The organism is Bradyrhizobium sp. PSBB068 (assembly GCA_016839165.1).
Taxonomy (GTDB): domain Bacteria; phylum Pseudomonadota; class Alphaproteobacteria; order Rhizobiales; family Xanthobacteraceae; genus Bradyrhizobium.
In genome coordinates this window covers 1,309,340-1,330,657 of record CP069300.1, presented here as the reverse complement: position 1 = coordinate 1,330,657, position 21,318 = coordinate 1,309,340, and the positions used below count along the sequence as shown (strand labels likewise).

General features: G+C 66.0%; 21 protein-coding genes. 11 read left to right on the top strand and 10 right to left on the bottom strand.

What is annotated here, in order from left to right; genetic code table 11:
- The 3 genes from hemF to JQ507_06310 all read left to right on the top strand — a co-directional run bounded on the left by hemF (position 1) and on the right by JQ507_06310 (position 2,011).
- The gene (gene hemF / locus JQ507_06320) at positions 1-897 is read left to right on the top strand and encodes an oxygen-dependent coproporphyrinogen oxidase (protein ID QRI71116.1); all 897 of its coding nucleotides are present in this window, start codon (positions 1-3) and stop codon (positions 895-897) included.
- The gene (locus tag JQ507_06315; GenBank protein ID QRI71115.1) at positions 888-1,628 is read left to right on the top strand and encodes an HAD family hydrolase; all 741 of its coding nucleotides are present in this window, start codon (positions 888-890) and stop codon (positions 1,626-1,628) included. The genes hemF and JQ507_06315 overlap by 10 nt, the downstream gene beginning before the upstream one ends.
- A 104-nt stretch (positions 1,629-1,732) precedes the next feature.
- Positions 1,733-2,011 (top strand): DUF2158 domain-containing protein, encoded by a 279-nt coding sequence (locus JQ507_06310; protein QRI71114.1) that lies wholly within the window; start codon positions 1,733-1,735, stop codon positions 2,009-2,011.
- 92 nt (positions 2,012-2,103) lie between these two features.
- Here JQ507_06310 and JQ507_06305 read toward each other — a convergent pair whose 3' ends face one another.
- The 4 genes from JQ507_06305 to JQ507_06290 are packed head-to-tail and all read right to left on the bottom strand — an operon-like array spanning position 2,104 to position 4,926.
- Entirely contained in the window at positions 2,104-3,360 is a 1,257-nt protein-coding gene (locus JQ507_06305; GenBank protein ID QRI71113.1) for a CCA tRNA nucleotidyltransferase, read from the bottom strand.
- Entirely contained in the window at positions 3,357-3,620 is a 264-nt protein-coding gene (locus tag JQ507_06300) for a hypothetical protein (protein QRI71112.1), read from the bottom strand. The genes JQ507_06305 and JQ507_06300 overlap by 4 nt, the downstream gene beginning before the upstream one ends.
- The gene (locus JQ507_06295) at positions 3,617-4,288 is read right to left on the bottom strand and encodes a CoA pyrophosphatase (GenBank protein QRI71111.1); all 672 of its coding nucleotides are present in this window, start codon (positions 4,286-4,288) and stop codon (positions 3,617-3,619) included. The genes JQ507_06300 and JQ507_06295 overlap by 4 nt, the downstream gene beginning before the upstream one ends.
- Entirely contained in the window at positions 4,285-4,926 is a 642-nt protein-coding gene (locus JQ507_06290) for a DUF1285 domain-containing protein (protein QRI71110.1), read from the bottom strand. The genes JQ507_06295 and JQ507_06290 overlap by 4 nt, the downstream gene beginning before the upstream one ends.
- A 252-nt stretch (positions 4,927-5,178) precedes the next feature.
- On the opposite strand from JQ507_06290, the gene JQ507_06285 reads away from it, so the two are divergent.
- The 6 genes from JQ507_06285 (at position 5,179) to JQ507_06260 (ending at position 15,063) form a co-directional block, all read left to right on the top strand.
- Positions 5,179-6,183: a MoxR family ATPase gene (locus JQ507_06285; protein ID QRI71109.1), complete on the top strand. Its 1,005-nt coding sequence runs from the start codon at positions 5,179-5,181 to the stop codon at positions 6,181-6,183.
- Complete coding sequence (locus JQ507_06280) at positions 6,183-7,124, top strand: DUF58 domain-containing protein (protein QRI71108.1); 942 nt, start codon at positions 6,183-6,185, stop codon at positions 7,122-7,124. Before JQ507_06285 ends, JQ507_06280 begins: the two co-directional genes overlap by 1 nt.
- On the top strand, positions 7,124-9,934 hold the full coding sequence (locus JQ507_06275) for a DUF4159 domain-containing protein (protein QRI73213.1): 2,811 nt from the start codon (positions 7,124-7,126) through the stop codon (positions 9,932-9,934). Before JQ507_06280 ends, JQ507_06275 begins: the two co-directional genes overlap by 1 nt.
- Before the next feature lies 1 nt (position 9,935).
- Positions 9,936-11,999: a hypothetical protein gene (locus tag JQ507_06270; protein ID QRI71107.1), complete on the top strand. Its 2,064-nt coding sequence runs from the start codon at positions 9,936-9,938 to the stop codon at positions 11,997-11,999.
- A 171-nt stretch (positions 12,000-12,170) separates the two neighbouring features.
- Positions 12,171-12,593: a DUF2946 family protein gene (locus tag JQ507_06265; GenBank protein ID QRI71106.1), complete on the top strand. Its 423-nt coding sequence runs from the start codon at positions 12,171-12,173 to the stop codon at positions 12,591-12,593.
- Positions 12,594-12,702: 109 nt separating this feature from the next.
- Positions 12,703-15,063: a TonB-dependent receptor gene (locus tag JQ507_06260; protein QRI71105.1), complete on the top strand. Its 2,361-nt coding sequence runs from the start codon at positions 12,703-12,705 to the stop codon at positions 15,061-15,063.
- Positions 15,064-15,121: 58 nt separating this feature from the next.
- Here the strand turns inward: JQ507_06260 and JQ507_06255 are convergent, their stop codons facing one another.
- The 3 genes from JQ507_06255 to JQ507_06245 all read right to left on the bottom strand — a co-directional run bounded on the left by JQ507_06255 (position 15,122) and on the right by JQ507_06245 (position 16,594).
- Positions 15,122-15,439 (bottom strand): EthD family reductase, encoded by a 318-nt coding sequence (locus tag JQ507_06255; protein QRI71104.1) that lies wholly within the window; start codon positions 15,437-15,439, stop codon positions 15,122-15,124.
- Between the two features lie 114 nt (positions 15,440-15,553).
- On the bottom strand, positions 15,554-16,066 hold the full coding sequence (locus JQ507_06250) for an N-acetyltransferase (protein QRI71103.1): 513 nt from the start codon (positions 16,064-16,066) through the stop codon (positions 15,554-15,556).
- Positions 16,067-16,105: 39 nt separating this feature from the next.
- Positions 16,106-16,594 carry an NUDIX domain-containing protein gene (locus JQ507_06245; GenBank protein QRI71102.1) on the bottom strand — a complete coding sequence of 163 codons (489 nt, stop codon included), beginning with the start codon at positions 16,592-16,594 and terminating at the stop codon, positions 16,106-16,108.
- Positions 16,595-16,741: 147 nt separating this feature from the next.
- Here JQ507_06245 and JQ507_06240 point away from each other — a divergent pair, with 147 nt between their 5' ends.
- A complete protein-coding gene (locus tag JQ507_06240; GenBank protein QRI71101.1) occupies positions 16,742-17,629 on the top strand; it encodes a metallophosphoesterase in 888 nt (295 codons plus the stop codon).
- 97 nt (positions 17,630-17,726) lie between these two features.
- Here the strand turns inward: JQ507_06240 and JQ507_06235 are convergent, their stop codons facing one another.
- The 3 genes from JQ507_06235 to JQ507_06225 all read right to left on the bottom strand — a co-directional run bounded on the left by JQ507_06235 (position 17,727) and on the right by JQ507_06225 (position 19,596).
- Positions 17,727-18,497 carry a hypothetical protein gene (locus tag JQ507_06235; protein ID QRI71100.1) on the bottom strand — a complete coding sequence of 257 codons (771 nt, stop codon included), beginning with the start codon at positions 18,495-18,497 and terminating at the stop codon, positions 17,727-17,729.
- A gap of 100 nt (positions 18,498-18,597) precedes the next feature.
- The gene (locus JQ507_06230; GenBank protein ID QRI71099.1) at positions 18,598-19,173 is read right to left on the bottom strand and encodes a hypothetical protein; all 576 of its coding nucleotides are present in this window, start codon (positions 19,171-19,173) and stop codon (positions 18,598-18,600) included.
- A gap of 213 nt (positions 19,174-19,386) precedes the next feature.
- Positions 19,387-19,596 (bottom strand): hypothetical protein, encoded by a 210-nt coding sequence (locus JQ507_06225; protein QRI71098.1) that lies wholly within the window; start codon positions 19,594-19,596, stop codon positions 19,387-19,389.
- A 242-nt stretch (positions 19,597-19,838) separates the two neighbouring features.
- Between JQ507_06225 and JQ507_06220 the strand changes: the two genes are divergently transcribed.
- Complete coding sequence (locus JQ507_06220) at positions 19,839-21,281, top strand: DUF2083 domain-containing protein (GenBank protein ID QRI71097.1); 1,443 nt, start codon at positions 19,839-19,841, stop codon at positions 21,279-21,281.
- Positions 21,282-21,318: the final 37 nt, after the last annotated feature.

The following is a 21,318-nucleotide window of genomic DNA, read 5'->3' as shown; positions in this document are numbered from 1 at the left end:
ATGCTGCCCACAGACCCCGCCATCATCGAAGACCGCAAGGCGCGTGCGCGCGGCTGGTTCGAGGCGCTGCGCAACGAGATCTGCACGGCGTTCGAGCAGCTCGAGGACGATGCCCCCGCAGCGCTCTATCCCGGCGACGCCGGCCGGTTCGTGCGCACCCCCTGGGATCGCACCGACCATACCGGCAAGCCCGGCGGCGGCGGCGTGATGTCGATCATGAAAGGGCGGCTCTTCGAGAAGGTCGGCGTGCACTGTTCGACCGTGCATGGCGAGTTCGCTCCCGAATTTCGCGCCCAGATTCCCGGCGCCGCCGATGATCCGAGGTTCTGGGCGTCGGGCATTTCGCTGATCGCGCACTTGCGCAATCCGAACGTGCCCGCCGTGCACATGAACACCCGTTTCGTGGTCACCACCAAGGCCTGGTTCGGCGGCGGCGCGGATCTGACGCCGGTGCTCAACCGGCGGCGCACCCAGGAAGATCCCGACACGGTCGCCTTCCATGCCGCGATGAAAGCGGCATGCACCGGACCGAACGGCGTCGCTGACTACGACAAGTATAAGAAATGGTGCGACGACTATTTCTATCTGCCGCACCGCAAGGAAGCCCGCGGCGTCGGCGGCATCTTCTACGACTGGCATGACAGCGGCGACTGGAAGGCCGATCTCGCCTTCACCCAGGATGTCGGGCGCAGCTTCCTGAAGATCTATCCCGAGTTGGTGCGGCGCAATTTCGCGGCCGGCTGGACCGCGGAGGACCGCGACGAGCAGCTGGTTCGTCGGGGGCGCTATGTCGAGTTCAACCTGCTCTACGATCGCGGCACCATCTTCGGCCTGAAGACCGGCGGCAATGTCGATTCGATCCTGTCTTCGCTGCCGCCGGAGGTGAAATGGCCGTAACCAAGCTGCCGCGCGCGATGCTGATCGACATGGACGACACCATCCTGTCGGCCTATGGACGTCCCGAGATCGCCTGGAATGCGATCACCGCTGAATTCGCGGCGGAGCTGGCGCCCCTGCCCCCGGACATGGTCGCAACCGCCTTGTTGGCCTCTGCACGGCAATTCTGGTCGACCGCCGAGCCGATCTGGCGGATCAAGCTCGGCGAGGCGCGCCGGCTGACCGTGAAGGGCGGCTTCGCCCAGCTCGCCGCAGCCGGCCACCGCACGCTGCCGGACGATCTCGCCGACCGCATCGCCGATCGCTTCACCGCCTATCGCGAAGAGGAGATGTTCGTCTTCCCCGGCGCGCATGAGGCGATCGATGCGTTCAAGGCGCTCGGCATCAAGCTCGCGCTGGTCACCAACGGCGCAGCCGACATGCAGCGCGCCAAGGTCGAGCGTTTCGCGCTCGGCCATCGCTTCGATCACATCCAGATCGAGGGCGAGCACGGCTTCGGCAAGCCGGAGGAGCGCGCCTATCTGCACGCGATGGACGCGCTCGGCGTCACCGCGTCTGATACCTGGATGATCGGCGACAATCTGGAGTGGGAAGTCGTGGCGCCGCAGCGGCTCGGCATCTACGCGGTCTGGATGGATGTGCACGGTGTCGGGCTGCCGCCGGGATCGACCATCAAGCCCGACCGCATCGTCCGCTCGCTGACCGAGCTGGTTCCGGCCAGACACAAATAGCCGTTTTCCACGTCAATTCCATCGAAGCCGGCGCCGGCCGTGATTTGACTGTCATCACCGGCCGCTAGCGTGCCGTCCGCGTCATCATGCGCGGAGGGAAGATCATGGAACTGAAACCAGGCGATGTCGTCATGCTGAAATCCGGCGGCCATCCGATCACGGTCGTGGAAGTCGACGAGGACAAGGTCGAGTGTCTTTGGATGGGCACGGACGGCGACCTGTTTCGCGAAACTCTGCCGCTCGTCGCACTCGAATCGACCGAACTCGATCCTGAAGATGACGAGGAAGAAGACGACGAGGACGAAGACAACGACGAGGAAGAAGAGGACGACGAAGACGAGGATGACGACGGCGACCGCAAGAAGAAGCGCAAGGCGGCGTGAGATCTGTCGGCGCGATGCCGCCTCGCCCGTGCGGCATCGTCTCCATGCGACGTTCGTTACCGTGCCGCCGATGAACTCGGCGGTACGAAAATTCAGAGGCGGTGATCGCGGGTGAAACGGGAGACGGTCTGGTCGGCGATGCCGGACAGCACCTGCGGATCGAGCGGAAAGTCCGCCGCAAGCCAGGCATCCTCGGCCAGCGTCAGGACATGCCCGAGCGCCGGCCCCTCGGCAATACCGCGCGCGATGAAATCCGACGCCCTCAACGGAAAGTGAGGCGCGCGCCAGCGTTGCGGCAACGTGGCGAGCGCGCGCCAGTGGTCGACATCGCGGCCCACACCGGTTCGCGCCCAGGCGAGCAGCAGCCGGTCACGATAGGGCCCCTCGTCCAGCCTGTAGAGCCTGCGCTTGGCATGCGCCTCGTCCATGCCGGGCAGGCGCCACCAGCGATGGCCCATCGAATCCAGCGCCTTGGCCTCGGCGTTGGAGAGCCGCAACCGGCTTGCGATGCGTCGCGCGTCCTCGGTCACGGCAACGGTCAGCGCGGCGAGCCGGCGCACGGCGCTCGGCGCGAGCTCCATCAACTTCTCGATCTCGATCATTGCCGCGAACGGGCCGGTATAGGCGACACCACCGAACAGCGGCTGCAGCAATCCGCCATCGCCCATCGCGACCACCGCGCCGGCGGCGCCGTTCGCGACCACGAGCTTGAGCACCTCCATGCGGATGCGCTCGGCCGACAGACCGGTCAAACCGGCGCGCCCGCCGATGCAGGCGAGATAGCCGGCGCGATCGACCTCGCCCACACCATAGGCGGCGTGGAAGCGGAAGAAGCGCAGGATGCGCAAATAATCCTCGGCAATCCGCTGCGCGGGATGGCCGATGAAGCGCACCCGCCGCGCCGCGATATCGGCAAGGCCGCCGACGTGGTCATGCACGACGCCAGCGGTATCGACCGACAGGCCGTTGATGGTGAAGTCGCGCCGCTCGGCGTCGCGCACCCAGTCGCGCCCGAACGCCACCTTGGCCTTGCGGCCGAAGGTCTCGGTGTCCTCGCGCAGCGTCGTCACTTCGAATGGGTGGCCGTCGATAACCAGTGTAACCGTGCCGTGCTCGATGCCGGTCGGCACGCTCTTGATGCCCGCCCGCTTGGCGCGGCGAACGACCTCGTCCGGTAGCGCGGTGGTGGCGATGTCGATGTCGGCAAGCGGAATCCGCATCAGCGCGTTGCGCACCGCGCCGCCGATCACCCGCGCCTCTTCGCCGTCGGCATTGAGCAGGCCGAGCACGCGCGCCGCAGGCCCCGAAGCGAGCCATGGCGCGTCGGACAACAAGCGCACTTCGCTCATCGCTCAACTCCGGGCACCAGCCTGCCATTCTCGATGTGAGCGGGAACATAAGTCGAGTTCGGTGGCGCGCCGGTCAATTCGGCCAGCGCCACGAAACTCACGATTACCATCACCAATGCCACCAGAGTCAGCTTCGCGATCATGTGGAGCGGCCAGGACGCCGGCAGCGTCACGCCGGACCGCGTCGCGATCAGGAAGATGGCATAGACCGCGAACGGGACCAGAAAGATTCCGATCTCGGTCAACACCGTGCGGATCATGACAGATAGATCCGCTCATATAGCACGCGCAGAATGCCCGCGGTCGCGCCCCAGATGTAACGCTCGGCGAACGGCATCGCATAATAGGAGCGGTCCATGCCGCGGAATTCCTTGGTGTGGATCTGATGATTCTCGGGGTTCATCAGGAAAGCGAGCGGCACCTCGAATGCGTCGACGACTTCGGCCTCGTTGATCTCAAGCGTAAATCCCGGCTTCACCTTGGCGACCGTCGGCAGGATGCGGAAGCCGAATGCGGTGCCATAGAGGTCGAGATAGCCGACAGGGTCGATGAATTCCCGCCTCAAGCCGACTTCTTCGCAGGCTTCGCGCAGCGCGGCGTCGAGCGGCGAGGCATCGGTGGCGTCGATCTTGCCGCCGGGAAACGAGATCTGGCCGGCGTGGCTCGACAGATTCGGCGAACGCTGCGTCAGGAGCACGGTCGGCTCGGGATGATCGACCACCGGAATCAGCACCGCGGCCGGCCGCACCGGCTGCTCCTGGGCGACGATCTCGAGCATCCGGTCGGTGCCGGAATCTCCGGTGCGCGGAATGATATGCGGATCGACCAGGCCCGGCGGCACCTCGAAACTGAGCCGCTTGCGGGCCCGCGCGAAGAATTCCGTCGAGCTGATCGTCGCCGGCTTCACCTTCAGCAACGGCTCGTTCAAAGTGCGCCCCTCACCTGACTGGCATCGGCCATCGCGAAAAACTCGCCGCCGGACTCGATGCCGAACATCTCCTGACCATCGACCATCCGCTCCTCGCCCATGTCAACCAGATCGTAGTAGAGCGCGCGGGTGACCTTCGCCCACAGGTCGGCGCGGACGTGCAGATAGGGCGTCAATCCGCCATCCTCGGCAGCTTCGAATCTGAGGCCGTGGCCTTTCTCGCAATCGACCCAGTCATCGACATTGGTCCGGAACCTGAGCAACCGGCCGCGCGCGTCTTGCTCGGTCTGCATTTCCACCGCGAGGAACGGTGCGTCGTCGACGCGGATGCCGACCTTCTCCACCGGCGTCACGAGAAAGTGCTTGCCGTCCTCGCGTTTCAGAATCGTGGAGAACAGCCGCACCAGCGCGGGACGCCCGATCGGCGTTCCCATGTAGAACCAGGTGCCGTCAGGCGCGATTCGCATGTCGAGATCGCCGCAGAACGGCGGATTCCACAGATGAACCGGCGGCAGGCCCTTGCGTCCGGCCGGCCCCGATGTCGCAGCTCGGTTGGCAGCAGTGGTGAGGCCTTCGAGGCCCTTGCCTCCGATGCCCGTAGTTTCACTGCCGGAATCGCCCTGCCCTTGCTTCGCCATTGTTTGCCTTAAAGTTTCCTACCCTCAATCTGGCACATTTGGTGCACGTATCCTGAGATGTGGTCGGGATGTCATTCTCGCCACATCGTGATGCCGTTCATACCCTGAAATGCCGATAAGGTGGGGATAGTTTAATTCAACGAATACATGGCCTTCGCATAGGTTTAGCATGCGGGCCAAGCGATGACGACCAAGAGATGACGACAGATGCCGGCGCGGCAATGCGCGCATCGCCGAGAAGGAGCGGATCGGATGGCTGGTGCAGATAGCGTCGAGAAACTGGAGGACGTGATCGTCCGTTCGGCCGAGCAGGTCGCAGGCCAGATCAAGGCCGCCAAGGAAGCGGTATCCACGGTCATTTTCGGCCAGGACCAGGTGATCGAGAACACGCTGGTGACGATCTTGTCCGGCGGCCACGCGCTCCTGATCGGCGTGCCCGGCCTCGCCAAGACCAAGCTGGTCGAGACGCTCGGCGTCACGCTCGGGCTCGACGCCAAGCGCATCCAGTTCACGCCCGACCTGATGCCGTCGGACATCCTCGGCGCCGAGGTGCTCGACGAGAGCTCCACCGGCAAGCGTTCGTTCCGCTTCATCTCCGGCCCGGTGTTCGCGCAGCTCTTGATGGCCGACGAGATCAACCGCGCTAGCCCGCGCACCCAGTCGGCGCTGCTGCAAGCCATGCAGGAGCAGCACATCACCATTGCCGGCGCGCGGCATGATCTGCCGAAGCCGTTCCACGTACTCGCGACGCAGAACCCGCTCGAGCAGGAAGGCACCTATCCGCTGCCCGAAGCGCAGCTCGACCGCTTCCTGATGGAAATCGACGTCGACTATCCCGATCGCGACGCCGAGCGGCGCATCCTGTTCGAAACCACCGGCGCCGAAGAGGCGCATGCCAAGCCGTCGATGGATGCGGAGACGCTGCTCACGGCACAACGACTGGTGCGGCGCCTGCCGGTCGGCGATTCCGTCGTCGAAGCGATCCTGACGCTGGTGCGCGCCGCGCGCCCCGGCACCGAGGGCGGCGAGGCCGGCAAGCTGATCGCGTGGGGACCCGGTCCCCGCGCCAGCCAGGCGTTGATGCTGGCGGTTCGCGCCCGCGCGCTGCTCGACGGCAGGCTCGCGCCGTCGATCGACGACGTGCTCGATCTCGCCGAGCCCGTGCTCAAGCACCGCATGGCGCTGACCTTCTCGGCGCGCGCCGAGGGCCGCACCATTCCGGACGTGATCAAGCAATTGAAGACGCGGATCGGTTGATGGCGGCTGACAACAGGCACCAGAACGAGGAGATCCTGGCGGTCCGACGTGCAGATGGCGAAAGCCGATCGCTCGCCGCGTCGCTGCCGCGCCTGGTGCTTGAGGCCCGCCGTGTTGCGGCCAACGTCATCCATGGCCTGCACGGCCGCCGCCGCGCCGGCTCGGGCGAGAATTTCTGGCAATACCGCCGCTTCGTCTCCGGCGAGCCGTCGCAGCGCGTCGATTGGCGCCGCTCGGCACGCGACGACCATCTCTATGTGCGCGAGCAGGAATGGGAGGCCGCGCACACTGTGTGGATCTGGGCTGACCGGTCGCCCTCGATGGCGTTTGCCTCACGCGATGCGCGCGACAGCAAGCTGGAGCGCGGACTGATCGTCGCCTTCGCACTGGCCGAGTTGCTCGTGGCCGGCGGAGAGCGCGTCGGCATTCCCGGCCTGATGACCCCGACCGCAAGCCTCAACGTGATCGACAAGATGGCGGAAGCGATCTTGCACGACGAGACGACGCGCGCGAGCCTGCCGCCGTCCTTCGTGCCGTCGTCGCTGGCCGAAGTCGTCGTGCTGTCGGATTTCTGGTCGCCGATAGCTGAGATCACGACGATGCTTGCCGGGCTTTCCTCCTCCGGCGCGCACGGCACGCTGATCCAGGTCGTCGATCCCGCCGAAGAGACCTTCCCCTATTCCGGCCGTGTCGAATTCGTCGAGCCCGAGGCCGGCAGTGTCATCACCGCGGGCCGGGCCGAGAGCTGGGCGAGCGACTATGTCGCGCGCGTCGCGCTGCATCGCGAGCAGATCCGTGCCGAGACCGGCCGGCTCGACTGGCTGTTCTCGACCCACACCACCAGCCGCTCCGCGGCCGAGCTGCTGCTGTTCCTGCACGCCGGCATGATGGTGAGCAAGGGCGGCGGCCGCTCAACCGTCAAGGCGGGACGCAGCGCATGATCGCAGGCCTCCCCCTCTCCTTCGCCGAACCGCTGCTGCTGCTGGGGCTGGTCAGCCTGCCGGTGCTGTGGTGGCTGCTGCGCGTGATGCCGCCGCGGCCGCGCCGCGTCGAATTCCCGCCCACGCGGCTATTGTTCGACATCGCGCCGAAGGAAGAGACGCCGTCGCGCACGCCGTGGTGGCTGACCTTGCTGCGGCTCGCCGCGGCGGCACTGGTCATCCTCGCCGCCGCCGGGCCGATATGGAATCCGCAGACCGGCGTTGCCGCCGGCAAGCAGCCGCTGGTGATCCTGCTCGACGACGGCTGGAGCGCGGCCTCGAGCTGGGATGCGCGGATCAAGGCTGCCGACGAGCTCATCACCAATGCCGACAGCGACCGCCGCGGCGTTGCGCTGGTGCCGCTGTCCGAGCCTGCGCGCGACATCACGCTGATGCCGGCCGGCGCCGCACGCGTCGCGTTGCGCCAGCTTGCGCCGAAGCCCTACTCGATCGATCGCGTTGAAACCCTGGCGACGCTGGAACGTTTCCTCAAATCCACCGGCGACTGCGACATCGCCTGGCTGTCCGACGGCGTCGACACCGGCCGCGGCAGCGAGTTCACCGAAGGTCTCGGCAAGGTGATCGAGAACCGCAGTCTGACGATCTACGCCGGCGGCGCACAATCTGCGCAGGCACTGGTCGCAGCCGAGAACGCCGCCGCCAAGATGACGGTGAAGGTGCTGCGCACCGAGAGCGGCATTGCTGCGGGGACGGTGCGCGCGGTCGACGCCAAGGGTTCGCCGATCGGCGAGGCCCGCTACGCATTCGGCCCGCAGGAGCGCGAGACCGAAGCCGCCTTCGATCTTCCGGTCGAGTTGCGCAACGACATCGCGCGGCTCGAAATCGCCGGCGAGCACTCGGCCGGCGCCGTGCAGCTGCTCGACCGGCGCTGGCGCCGCCGCGCCATCGGCGTCGTGTCGGGCGCGAGCAGCGACACCGCGCAGCCGCTGCTGGCGTCGACCTTCTATCTCTCCCGCGCGCTGTCGCCATTCGCCGACGTCAGGCTCGGCGATCGCGGCGCGCCGCAGCAGGTGATCGGGCAGTTCCTCGATCAGCGGCTGCCGATGATCGTGATGGCCGATGTCGGCACGCTGTCGCCGGAAATCCGCGACCGGCTCAACGCCTGGATCGAGCAAGGCGGCGTGCTGGTGCGTTTCGCCGGGCCCCGGCTCGCGCAGGCCGATGACGACCTCGTTCCCGTCAAGCTGCGCCGCGGCGGACGCACGCTCGGCGGCAGCCTGACCTGGGAGAAGCCGCAACACATGGCCTCGTTCGCCGCCGATGGTCCGTTCGCGGGTCTCATTGTGCCGAAGGATATCACCGTCAACCGCCAGGTGCTGGCCGAGCCCGACGCCGTGCTCGCAACCAAGAGCTGGGCCTCGCTGGAGGACGGCACGCCGCTCGTCACCGGCGAGCATCGCGGCAAGGGCGTGGTCAGCCTGTTCCATGTCGGCGCCGATATGCGCTGGTCGGACCTGCCGATGTCCGGCACCTTCGTCGAGATGCTGCGCCGGCTGATCGATATGTCCGGCTACACCTCGAAGCCCGGACCGGGCGTTGCCAGCGATCCCAATGCCGAAACGGTTGCGCCGCTGCGCACGCTCGATGGTTTCGGCGCCTTCGGCCCGCCACCCTCGACCGCCAAGCCGATGTCGGCGGACTATCGCGACCGCGGCACCGCGGACCATCCGCCCGGCTTCTACGGCACCGTCGAGAGCCCGATCGCGGTCAACACGCTGGCCTCTGCCGACCGCATCGCGCCGCTCGACACCTCCGGCCTGCGCGCCAAGCATGCGACGTATACCAACGCCGAGCCGCGAGACCTGCGCGGCATCATGCTGTCGACCGCGCTGGCACTGTTCCTGCTCGATGCCATCGTGGTGGCGATGCTCGGCGGCGGCCTCGCCGCACTGATCCGGAGGCGCGCCGCGCCGGCGGTGCTTGCGCTCGCCTTCGTCCTTGCGACGATGATGGTGCCATCGCAGACGCGCGCGCAGAACAGCAGCAGCGACGACTTTGCGATCAAGGCCGTTTCGCAGACGCGGCTCGCCTATGTCGTGACCGGCAACGCCGACGTCGATTCCATCGTCAAGGCCGGGATGTCCGGACTGACGCTGTTCCTCGGCCAGCGCACCGCGCTGGAAGCCGGCGATCCCGTCGGCATCGATCCCGCGCGCGACGAGCTGGCGTTCTTCCCGCTGATCTACTGGCCGATCGTGCCGGGCGCGCCGAAGCCGCCGCAGGATGCCATCAACAAGATCGACGCCTACATGAAGCAGGGCGGCACTGTGATCTTCGACACCCGCGATGCCGTCGAGGCGCCGCCGGGCGACAACGGCGAGTCGCAGACGCCAGGCATGCAGACGCTGCGCGAATTGCTGTCGACCCTCGACGTGCCCGAGCTCGAGCCGGTGCCGCGCGAGCACGTGCTGACCAAGACGTTCTATCTGCTGCGCGACTTCCCCGGCCGCTTCAACACCGGACAGACCTGGGTCGAGGCGCTGCCGCGCGAAGACGACGAAGAAGCCGCGCAGCGGCCGGCGCGCGGCGGCGACGGCGTCTCACCGATCATCATCACCTCCAACGATCTCGCCGGCGCCTGGGCGATCCGTCCCGACGGCCAGCCGATGCTGCCGTTGACGCCGGGCGAGCCGCGCCAGCGCGAATTCGCCTTCCGCGCCGGCGTCAACATCGTGATGTACACGCTGACGGGTAACTACAAGGCCGACCAGGTGCATGCACCCGCCCTGATCGAGCGGCTGGGACAATAATATGAACTACGGTATCGCGTTCACACCGCTGGTTCCCTCGCTCGTGCTGTGGATCGCGCTCGGCGCGATCGTCGTCATCGCGGCACTGCTGCTGTTGTCGCGCGCCCGCGGCGCCGCGGTGCGTGTCGCCGCGCTGGCGCTGATCCTGCTGGCGCTGGCCAACCCGTCCTTCACCCGCGAGGACCGTGAGCCGCTCTCCTCGGTCGCGGCCGTGGTGATCGACAAGAGCCCGAGCCAGAATTTCGGCACGCGCAACCAGGAGACCGACAAGGCGCGGCAGGCGCTGATCGACAGCCTGAAGCAGATCAAGGGCCTCGAGGTCCGCGTCGTCGAGGCCGGCCAGGCCGACGGTGAAACCGACGGTACCAAATTGTTCGGCACGCTGACGTCGGCGCTGTCGGACGTTCCGGTCGAGCGCGTCGCCGGCGCGTTCATGATCACCGACGGCCGGGTGCACGATATTCCGGCCAACGCCCAGGCCCTCGGCTTCCAGGCGCCGGTGCACGCCCTCATCACCGGCCGCAAGGACGAGCGCGACCGCCGCATCGCGATCACGGCCGCACCGCGCTTCGGCATCGTCGGCCAGACCCAGACCATCACGTTCCGGCTCGACGACCAGGGCGTCACCGGCGAACGGGCCAAGGTCACGATCCGCCGCGACGGCGAGGTGATCAACGAGCGCACGCTGACCTCAGGCCAGACCTCGAGCGTCGACATCGACATCAAGCACGCCGGCCCCAACATCGTCGAGATCGAGGCCTCGCCGCTCGAGAACGAGCTGACCCCGGTCAACAACCGCGCCGTGGTCGCGATCGACGGCGTGCGCGACAAGCTGCGCGTGCTGCTGGTTTCCGGTGAGCCCCATGCGGGTGAGCGCACCTGGCGCAACCTGTTGAAGTCCGACCCAAGCGTCGATCTCGTGCACTTCACCATCCTGCGTCCGCCGGAGAAGCAGGACGGCACGCCGATCAACGAGCTGTCGCTGATCGCGTTTCCGACCCGTGAGCTGTTCCAGCAGAAGATCAACGAATTCCAGCTGATCATCTTCGATCGCTACGCCCGTCAGGGCGTACTGCCGATCGCCTATTTCGACAACATCGCGCGCTATGTCCGCTCCGGCGGCGCGGTGCTGGTGTCGGCCGGTCCCGATTACGCCTCGACCACCAGCATCTGGCGCACGCCACTGGATTCGGTGCTGCCGGCCGAACCGGTCGGCGTGACCGAGAAGCCGTTCTATGCGCATTTGAGCGACGCCGGGAAACGCCACCCGGTGACGCGCGGGCTGGAAGGCTCGAACGCCGAGCCGCCGCATTGGAGCCGGTTCTTCCGCACCGTCGACACCCGCAACGCGATCAACCCGCCGGTCATGACCGGCGCCGACGGCAAGCCGCTGCTGCTGCTGTCGCGGTTCGGCGAAGGCCGCGTCGCATTGCTGCTGTCCGACCAGATCTGGCTGTGGGCGCGCGGCTATGAAGGCGGCGGCCCGCATCTCGATCTGCTGCGGCGGGTGTCGCACTGGCTGATGAAGCAGCCCGACCTCGACGAAGAGGCGCTGCGGATGCAGGTGCAGGGCAAGGACCTGATGGTGGTGCGGCAGACCATGGCCGACACCGTAGCGCCGGTCACCGTGACGTCGCCGGGCGGCGCCACGCGCGAATTGACCTTGACGGCCGGCGATCCCGGCGAGTGGCGCACGACCTTGCCCGCGAGCGAGCTCGGCCTGTGGCAGGCCACCGACGGCACGCTGAAGGCGCTGATCAATGTCGGCCCGACCAACCCGAAGGAATTCTCGGAAGTCACCTCGACCACCGACATGCTGAAGCCGCTGGCGCAGGCGACCGGCGGCGACGCACGGCGCATCGTCGACGGATCGAGCCTCGACATGCCGCGCATCGTGCCGGTGCGCGCATCCTCGATCTTCCGCGGCGACGGCTGGCTCGGCGTCAAGATGCGCGACGCCAGCGTGGTCAAGGGCGTCGGCGTGCTGCCGATGTTCGCCGGCCTGGTCGGCCTGCTGCTGCTGCTCGGCGCGTTCGCGGCAACCTGGCTGCGCGAAGGACGCTGAGACCCGGCGCTTAGCGTCCCAACACGCTGCGTTGCTGCAATCACACACCAGCAACGGATCGACATGGTGGGTCTGAACCACCGTTGACATCGCGGTCGCCCTCCGATGTTATAATATAACATCAGGCAGCCGGGGAATGAGCGCTGTCCTGACGGGTGGGGCTCAATCGGCATGGACTGGTTCCGGAGACACATCAAGACTGGCTCGCGGCTGGCGCTGTTCGCGCTCGCCGTCCAGTTTGTGCTGTCGTTCGGGCACTTCCATCCGATCGCGACCGCGCAAGCCGCACCCGCGATCCAAAACGGTCTCACGCTAGCCGATCTCGCCTATATCGGGACCTCGGCTACGCCGGACCTCGCGGTCCAGGTCACCGGGACGCAGCCGCCCAGCGAACAGGACCGCGACCGGCATCCAGCCGACAATTGCGCGATCTGCGCCGTCGTCTCGCTCGCGGGCAGCATGCTGTTCACGGCCCCGCCGGTGCTGTTGCTGCCGGAAGCCGTCGAGCTACTGTTCCGCACCACCAATGCCGAATTCCTCCATCTGAAGTCGGCGCCCGCGGCCTTCCGCTCCCGCGCACCTCCTCTGTCCTGACATCGACTGATTGCTGCACGCCCTGAGCGGACGGCCGCGTCACAGTTGCGGCTTCCCGCAGGGCAAATCGGGATCGATCCGTCAGTTCGACGGGACCTGGATCAGGACAATGACATTTCAGAAGAAACGAGCCCTCCACATCGGAGGCGCGAGCTGGCTATTGCTTGGAGCAATGCATGTCGGCGCGCTGGCCGACGACACACCGACGCAACTCCCTGACGTTACCGTAACGGCGCCAAGCCCGATCCAGCGGCATCGGACTGTGCCGACGCGCACGCCGACCCGCGCTGTCCGGGCTGCACCGAGCCGCAACAGCGAACGCGTTGCGGCCGCGCAACCGGTACCCACGGCGCCGGCGCCGCAGCAGGGTGTGTTGCCCGTGGTCACCGACCAGTTCGCGACCGTCACCGTGGTGCCGAGCGAGGAACTGCGACGCTCCGGCGGCGCCACGCTTGGCGATCTCCTGTTTTCCAAACCCGGCATCACCGGCTCGAGCTTCGCGCCCGGCGCATCGAGCCGTCCCATCATCCGCGGCCTCGATGTCAATCGCGTCGGCATCGTCGAGAATGGTCTCGGCGGCGGCGGCGTCTCCGATCTCGGCGAAGATCATTTCGTGCCAATCGATCCGTTCTCGACCAATCAGGTCGAAGTGGTGCGCGGGCCTGCCGCCCTGCGCTACGGCTCGACCGCGATCGGCGGCGTGGTGAGCGCGTCCAATAACCGCATTCCCGACGCGATGCCGACCTGCGCGGCGGCACCGTTCCAGAGCTATGGGCTGCCGGTGAAGGCGCCGCTGGCCGACGCCGGCGGCCCGGGTTGCCTCAATGTCGAGACCCGCACGTCGGTCAGTTCGGTCAATCGCGGCGTCGAAGGCGGCATGCTGCTGGACGCCGGCGGCAACAATGTCGCCGTGCATGCCGACGTCTATGGCCGCACCACAAGCGACTACGGCATTCCGAGCTATCCATATCTGTTCGACCAAACCCGCCCTGTGAACGGCCGCCAGCCGAACTCCGCGACGCAGTCGGACGGCGCTTCGGTCGGCGCGTCGTATTTCTTCCAGGGCGGCTATATCGGCGCGTCGATCACCCAGAACGACTCGCTCTATCACATCCCCGGCATTGACGGCTCCGACCACAAGACCCGGATCGATGCGCACCAGACCAAGATCGCGGTCAAGGGTGAGTATCGGCCCGATGCTGCGGCGATCGACGCCGTGCGGTTCTGGGTCGGCGCGACCGACTATCGCCACAACGAGCTCGGCCTTGCCGACCCAACCAACCTGTCCAGCGACGGCGTGCGCCAGACCTTCACCAGCAAGGAGCAGGAGGCCCGCGTCGAGGTGCAGATGATGCCGTTCGATGCGCGCTTCGCCACCGTGACGACCGCGTTCGGCCTGCAGGGCGGGCATCAGGAGTTGACCGCGCCGAGCCCGGACGATCCGGGCGCGCTGTTCAACGGCCTGTGGAGCCCGAACAACAACAACCGCGTCGCGGGTTACGTCTTCAACGAGTTCAAGTTCACGGACCAGACCAAGGCGCAAATCGCAGGCCGCATCGAGCATGTCGAGCTGCACGGATCGACGCCGGATTTCCCGGCGGACTTCCTGCCCGACGGCGCGCCGCAGAGCTCGGTGTCGCGCAATCCGTCCTACACGCCGGTCAGCGGCAGCGTCGGGTTGATCCAGAACCTGCCCGGCGACCTCGTCGGCAGCATCACGGCGCAATATGTCGAGCGCGCGCCGAAGCCCGCGGAGCTGTTCTCGCGCGGCGCACATGATGCGACCGCGACCTTCGATATCGGCAATCCGAACCTGACGATCGAGACCGCGAAATCGGTCGAGATCGGCTTGCGCAAGGCGACCGGGCCGTTCCGGTTCGAGGCCACCGCCTACTACACGCGCTTCAGCAATTTCATCTATCGCCGTCTGACCGGGGTGATGTGCGGCGGCGATTTCGATTCCTGCGGCAATGGCGATCCCGGTAACGAAGGACGTCAGGCGGTGTATTCGCAGCGCGATGCAACCTTCCGCGGCGCCGAATTCCAGAGCCAGCTCGATATCGGCGCGTTCAATGGCGGCATCTGGGGCATCGAGAACCAGTTCGACGTGGTGCGCGCCACCTTCACCGACGGCAGCAACGTGCCGCGGATTCCGCCGGTGCGGCTCGGCGGCGGCGTCTACTGGCGCGACAGCAACTGGTTCACGCGCGTCAATCTGGTGCACGCGTTCGCGCAGAACGACATCGCAGTGATCGGCGAGACCCCGACCGCGGGCTACAATCTGCTGAACGCGGAGATCACCTACAACACCAAGCTCAATCAGTCATGGATCGGCGCGCGCGAGATGACGCTTGGTCTGGTCGGCAACAATCTGCTCAACCAGAACATCCGCAACTCAGTGTCCTACACCAAGGATGAGGTGCTGATGCCGGGCCTCGGCGTGCGGGCGTTCGCCAATCTGAAGTTCTGACACAACGGATCCCTCTGCCGCTTGCGGCAGGGGGATCACAATCTAACATCCGCGCCGTTCAATGCCCGACGACGACTTCGCTGATCTGAATCACCGGCTGCAGATCAGTATAGTTCGGGATGTCACCCATGATCTCCTGGGCGTGCTTGCCCATGGCGGCCCCGAAGGCTTCAACCGAGTCGCAGAAGATGTGGCACATGCCGACATAGGTTGCGGGAGTCCCCGGGGCGCCGCCGGCGAGGCCCTTGTCGACGGTGTAGTATTTGCAGGCGTCGCCCAGCCGCGCCTTCACCAGGGGCATGTGCTTGTCGCGATAATAGTCGTGATCAAAGCGTGCGCCTGGATTGTTCGGATACATCACACTGACCTTGATCATGGCGCGCACTCTCCCTGTTGATATGGCATGCGCCGGTCTTGTCCCGGCGCTTGCCTCAACTGTGCGTCAGATTGTCGGAGGGCGCAACCGTTCCCGCGATGGCTCGCGCTTATGTCAGATCGCCTTGCTCCAGTCCGGCTGGATCGGCCCGGACACGCCCTCGAACGCGCCGTCGACCAGTTCCAAGACAAGCAGGCGACTGTAGTCGACCGGGCCGGGCATCGTCATCCGTCCCTTCGCCACCGGCTTGAAGCCGACCCGCGCATAATACGGCTCGTCACCGACCAGCACGATCAGCCGGTGCCCCTTGGCGCGGGCGTCATTGATCGCGCGCTCGAGCAGCGCGTGGCCGACGCCGCGGCTGCGGAACGGCGGCTCGACCGTCAACGGCCCGAGCATCAGCGCCGGCGTCTCGCCGATGCAGACGGGAAGCTGGCGCACCGAGCCGACCAGCAAGGTGCCGATCCGCGCGGTGAAGGAGACATCGAGCAGATGATCGACATGCTCGCGCAGCCGGTAGGCGCTGAGCGCGAAGCGGCCGGGCCCGAAGGTGCGCTCGTGCAGGCGCTCGATCGCCTGGGCGTCTTTCGGGGTCTCGGGCAGGATGGTCAGAGAGAGTTCGGTCATTGTGGGGCGCGGGATAGCATCTGGCGGGGGCGCGGTCCATCACCGCCATGTCGCCGGCGGCGGCCTGCCCTCGAGCACCTCTGATATCCGCAGCCGCGTGCCGGGAGTGGTCTCCTCCGGCAGCGCGGCCGGATCGAAGAAGCCGCAGGCCACGATCTCGCGATTCGGCTCCGGCAGCCGGTCCTGCCGGTAGTTCCTGACGACGTAGACCGCGACATGATCGCGCGGCGAGACGTGGCTGTTGTGGAAGATGCCGTGCAGAACCGGCTCGCTCGTAAGCTCGATCCGGCCCTCCTCCTCCAATTCGCGCCGCAGCGACTCGATAAAACTTTCGCCGACCTCGACTCCGCCGCCGGGCAGATACCAGCCATGGACGTAGCTGTGCTTGACCAGGAACACCCTGTTGTCGGCGTCGAGCACCACCGCGCGGACCCCGAGCGTCATGCTGCGGGCCAACCGCCAGTAGAAATGGAACACCCACCTGATCTGCGGCTCGAAGCGCTTGCGTAAATCCTCAAGGATCGTCACTGAACCCTCGACATCATGGTGTTTGATCCGTGCTTTGATCCTTGCGCGCCTGCACAGCTCTTGCCAATACAGGGCAGGACGTTCGGGATAGCACGACATGACCGGCTACCGGCCAGTTTTCACCGACAATCCGGAGGGAATCGCGTGATGGCGGCGTTCCGCCTCGCACATCTGTCGGATCCGCATCTGCCGCCGCTGCCGGCGGCGCGGCTGCGCGATCTCGCCGGCAAGCGCGCCTTCGGCTATTTGAACTGGACGCGCAACCGTCACAAATATCACCGCCGCGACGTGCTCGACGCGCTGGTATCGGACATGCAGGCGCAGCAGCCGGACCATGTCGCCGTCACGGGCGACCTCGTCAACCTGGCGCTGGATGCCGAGTTCAATCCGGCGCGGCAATGGCTGGAGGGCGTCGGCGATCCCGCAGATGTGACGGTGGTCCCCGGCAATCACGACGCCTATGTGCGTGCCACCCGGCATCGCTTCGTCAGTCACTTCGGCGACTATCTGCGCGGCGACGCAGATGGCGCGGCGAGCCACTTTCCGTTCGTGCGCCGGCGCGGGCCGGTGGCGCTGATCGGCGTCTCCTCTGCGGTTCCGACACCGCCGCTGATGGCGACCGGCTGGCTCGGCCATGCCCAGCTCAACGCGCTGGATACGATCCTCGGGCAGCTGTCGCGGGAGGATGCCTTCCGCGTCCTTTTGGTGCATCACCCGCTGCACTCCGACGGGCGCGCCAAGCGGCTGACCGATTCGCATCAGTTGCTCGCGCTGCTCAAGCGGCACGGCGTCGAGCTGGTGCTGCACGGCCACGACCACATCCATTCCACGATGTGGTTCGACGGCCCCGAGCGGAAGATCCCGGCGATCGGCGTGCCGTCGGCATCGGCGCTGGCGCGCAAGCACTATCCGGCGGCGGCCTACAATCTGTTCTCGATCGAACGTGACGGCAATGCCTGGCGCTGCGAGCAGATCGTGCGCGGCCTCGGCGATCACGACGGCATCCGCGAGCTCAAGCAGGTGCGGCTCTCCTAAAGCATGGTCCGGAAAAGTGCGAAGCGGTTTTCCGAAAAGATCATGCTCAAACAAAGAGCTAAAGCGCGATGACGATTCAACCAAATATCATCGCGCTTTAGTCTCCTCCGCCGCCGCCGCAACCGCCACCACAGCCGCCCCCGCTGTCGCCGCCACCACCCCCGTCGCCGCCACCTCCGTCACCGCCGCCATGGCTGCCCCCGTCGCCGCCATGGCTTCCGTCGCTGCCGGCATCGCCAAAACCCGCTGACGATCCGTCGATCGAGGAGTCGGCAAAATCGCCGCCGCAATAGGGACTGCTGCCGGCAATGCCGCTGCGGCGCAGCGCCTCGCAGTCGGTGTGATAGATGAAGCCGTTCGCGATGTTGAGCTTGGCATCGAGCGCGAACAGCAAAGGCAGCCGTGTCGGCCTGACCGGATCGATGTTCTCGTATTTGCAGCAGTACCACCAGACCCGCCGCAGCCCCTCATTGCTGCGGCGCTGCTCCTTCACCAGCACGACGGCCGGCCTGTGATGCAGGAAGCCGCCGAAAGCGCGGCGGCAGAACGCGTCGTATTCGCGGGTGTAGAGGATGAATTCGTGCCAGAGGTCGTCGGCGGCCTGCGATGGCATCGAGACGTAGCGCCTGCCGCTCATCAGATAGGCGAGGAAGAACTGCCGCAGGCCGCGCGAGACCAGCGCGCTGTCCTTGCGGGTGAATCCGGGGTGATGCTTCTCGAGCCGGGCCAATAGCCCCGCCGGCCATTTGAAGGTGCGGATATATTCGGCGCGCCGCAGCGTCTGCCATTTGCCGAACAGCACGGCGCTGCCGACCACCGCGGCCGCCGCCAGGATGCCGAAGAATACCGAGGCGGGTGTTATGACCACGATGCCCCCGCCCCTTGCGTCAATTGCGCATGATCTCCGCGCAAACGCGTTCCGCGTTTGTCGCGAGGGAAGACCGTTTCACACCATTCCGGATCATGCTTTAGAGATTCTGCACGCTCGCAAGCAGCGCGAGACCGAACAATGCCAGCGCGCCCAGGATGAAGCCGAGCACGAACATGCCGATCCCGCCGCGGCGCTTCGGCGCCACCACCGATACAGGTGGCGGTGCCGGCGATTCGGCAACCGGTAGCGGCGTTGCCACCATCGCGTGCTCGCGCTCGATCATGCGCCGCGCTACATAATCGGTGACGGCATCGACGATCACCGCCACGTCGTGCGATTCGGCGAGCACAATGCGGCCGAACCGCGTGTCCTGCACGAAGCGGTAGATGCGCTTGTCGCGGCCCATCAGCACATGGGCGACGACGTCGATCCACAGCCGCGGCGTCTCGCCCTGGCTGATGCCGCGGTCGAACAGATCGACCTTCTCGGGCACCTGCGCGAACAGCGGATCGAGCGCGTCGTTGAGGATCTCCAGCCGCGCCACCTCGGCATCGCGCAACTCGACGACGACGCCGGTGCGATCGGCCGCCTCGATCCGCGCCCGCCGCAGCGCTTCTCGCAACGTCGGCCGCATTTCGCGCGCCTCGCTGCCGGTGTTCTGCGGATCGGACATGCCTTGCGGTCTCGTCGTGACGGGTTTGCTTACCGTTAACCTATCAGCAACCATGACGTCCGCAAAGGACGTTGGTTCCCAAGCACTTAGGCCGTCACTTATCCCCAGATCGAAAAAACCCAGGCGGTGTCCCAAAAGCGGTCGACCCCACCCGGATAAACCGGATGGGGCCGCCGTCCTTGGACGTTTTCTTAGCTCTGATAATTCTGGCGCTTAAGCCGAAACCCGCGACGGCTCCTCGACGATCGAGAAGCGAACGCCGGCCTTGTGGCGGCTCTCTTCCGAGACTTCCTTCCAGCACTCCTCGGCTTCCTTGCGGGTCTTGAACGGACCACGGACCTGGGCGGAGCCTTCGACGAGCTTGTGGAAGTTCATCGACCCGAACTCGCCGCCGATCACCCAGAAATTGCTGCCTTTGCTCATCGTCAGTCTCCTCTAAAAAATCCTGCTGCCTTGCCCAGCCGCCTGAAGTCTGATCCCCGCGACCTGCCCGTCGTACCGACATTCTTGACAGAGCATCGCGAAGCGCGTGTCAGGAGATAAACGCGAAAAGGCGAAGTTCGTATAGATGCCTTGTTTTCTATTGGTGATGTCATGTAACATATGAACTTGTAATAAATGTTGATTTGTAAAATCTGTCACAAAATTAGGTCAGGAAGACTGCCATGCCCGGCGAGTCCGGAAAGAAGCTGTTCGTCGGGCCTCGGTTCCGGCGGATCCGCCAGCAATTAGGGCTGTCGCAGACCCAGATCGCCGAGGGTCTCGGCATCTCGCCCTCCTACATCAACCTGATCGAGCGCAACCAGCGGCCGGTGACGGCGCAGATCCTGCTTCGTCTCGCCGAGACCTATGATCTCGATCTGCGCGACCTCGCCACCGCTGACGAGGACCGCTTCTTCGCGGAACTCAACGAGATCTTCTCCGATCCGTTGTTCCGCCAGATCGACCTGCCGAAGCAGGAGCTGCGCGACCTCGCCGAGCTCTGCCCGGGCGTGACCCACGCCTTGCAACGGCTCTACGCCGCCTATACCGAGGCACGCCGCGGCGAGACGCTGGTGGCGGCGCAGATGGCCGACCGCGAGGGCTCGCAGTTCGACGCCAACCCGATCGAGCGGGTGCGCGACCTGATCGAGGCCAACCGCAACTATTTTCCGGAGCTCGAGACCACGGCGGAGAATCTGCGCGACGAGCTCAACGTGCCGACCGAAGGCCTGTTCACGGCCCTCGCTGCGCGCCTGCGCGAAAAGCATTCGATCGTCTGCCGCGTGATGCCGGTCGATGTGATGCGCGAGACGCTGCGCCGCTTCGATCGCCACCGCCGGCAACTCCTGATCTCCGAACTGGTCGACAGTTCCGGCCGCAATTTCCAGCTCGCGCTGCAGATCGGCTTCGTCGAATGTGGCGCTGCGATCGATGCGATCGTCAGCCGCGCCGGCGCGCTCGACGACACCGCGCGCAGGCTCTATCGCATCACGCTCGCCAACTATTTCGCTGCCGCCGCGATGATGCCCTATCAGGCATTTCATTCCGCAGCCGAAGCCCTGAGCTACGATGTCCACGTACTGGCGCAGCGCTTCAACGCCGGCTTCGAACAGGTCTGCCACCGCCTCACCACGCTGCAACGGCCGAACGCGCGCGGCGTGCCGTTCTTCCTGCTGCGCGTCGACAATGCCGGCAACGTGTCGAAGCGGTTTTCCTCGGGCACCTTCCCGTTCTCCAAATTCGGCGGCACCTGCCCGCTGTGGAACGTGCACTCGACCTTCGACATGCCGGACCGCCTGCTCAGCCAGGTGATCGAACTGCCCGACGGCACGCGCTACTTCTCGATCGCGCAGACGGTGCGACGGCCGGTGGCGCCGTATCCGCAGCCGCAGCCGCGCTTTGCGATCGGGCTCGGCTGCGAAATCCGTCATGCGGCAAAGCTCGTCTATGCGACCGGCATGGATCTGGAAAAGATCGAGGGCACCCCGATCGGCGTCAACTGCCGGCTCTGCGAACGCGAGAATTGCAGCCAGCGCGCCGAACCGCCGATCACGCGCACCCTGATCCTGGATGAGACCACGCGGCGGGTGTCGTCGTTCGCATTCTCGAATGCGCGGGAGTTGTAGTCTCGCCTTCTTATCCTCCCCTGGAGAGGGAGGGTGG

Coding starts and splice junctions, on each gene's coding strand:
- hemF (QRI71116.1), top strand. CDS start 1: ATGCTGCCCACAGACCCCGCCATCATCGAAGACCGCAAGGCGCGTGCG.
- JQ507_06315 (QRI71115.1), top strand. CDS start 888: ATGGCCGTAACCAAGCTGCCGCGCGCGATGCTGATCGACATGGACGAC.
- JQ507_06310 (QRI71114.1), top strand. CDS start 1,733: ATGGAACTGAAACCAGGCGATGTCGTCATGCTGAAATCCGGCGGCCAT.
- JQ507_06305 (QRI71113.1), bottom strand. CDS start 3,360: ATGAGCGAAGTGCGCTTGTTGTCCGACGCGCCATGGCTCGCTTCGGGG.
- JQ507_06300 (QRI71112.1), bottom strand. CDS start 3,620: ATGATCCGCACGGTGTTGACCGAGATCGGAATCTTTCTGGTCCCGTTC.
- JQ507_06290 (QRI71110.1), bottom strand. CDS start 4,926: ATGGCGAAGCAAGGGCAGGGCGATTCCGGCAGTGAAACTACGGGCATC.
- JQ507_06285 (QRI71109.1), top strand. CDS start 5,179: ATGGCTGGTGCAGATAGCGTCGAGAAACTGGAGGACGTGATCGTCCGT.
- JQ507_06280 (QRI71108.1), top strand. CDS start 6,183: ATGGCGGCTGACAACAGGCACCAGAACGAGGAGATCCTGGCGGTCCGA.
- JQ507_06270 (QRI71107.1), top strand. CDS start 9,936: ATGAACTACGGTATCGCGTTCACACCGCTGGTTCCCTCGCTCGTGCTG.
- JQ507_06265 (QRI71106.1), top strand. CDS start 12,171: ATGGACTGGTTCCGGAGACACATCAAGACTGGCTCGCGGCTGGCGCTG.
- JQ507_06260 (QRI71105.1), top strand. CDS start 12,703: ATGACATTTCAGAAGAAACGAGCCCTCCACATCGGAGGCGCGAGCTGG.
- JQ507_06255 (QRI71104.1), bottom strand. CDS start 15,439: ATGATCAAGGTCAGTGTGATGTATCCGAACAATCCAGGCGCACGCTTT.
- JQ507_06250 (QRI71103.1), bottom strand. CDS start 16,066: ATGACCGAACTCTCTCTGACCATCCTGCCCGAGACCCCGAAAGACGCC.
- JQ507_06240 (QRI71101.1), top strand. CDS start 16,742: ATGGCGGCGTTCCGCCTCGCACATCTGTCGGATCCGCATCTGCCGCCG.
- JQ507_06230 (QRI71099.1), bottom strand. CDS start 19,173: ATGTCCGATCCGCAGAACACCGGCAGCGAGGCGCGCGAAATGCGGCCG.
- JQ507_06225 (QRI71098.1), bottom strand. CDS start 19,596: ATGAGCAAAGGCAGCAATTTCTGGGTGATCGGCGGCGAGTTCGGGTCG.
- JQ507_06220 (QRI71097.1), top strand. CDS start 19,839: ATGCCCGGCGAGTCCGGAAAGAAGCTGTTCGTCGGGCCTCGGTTCCGG.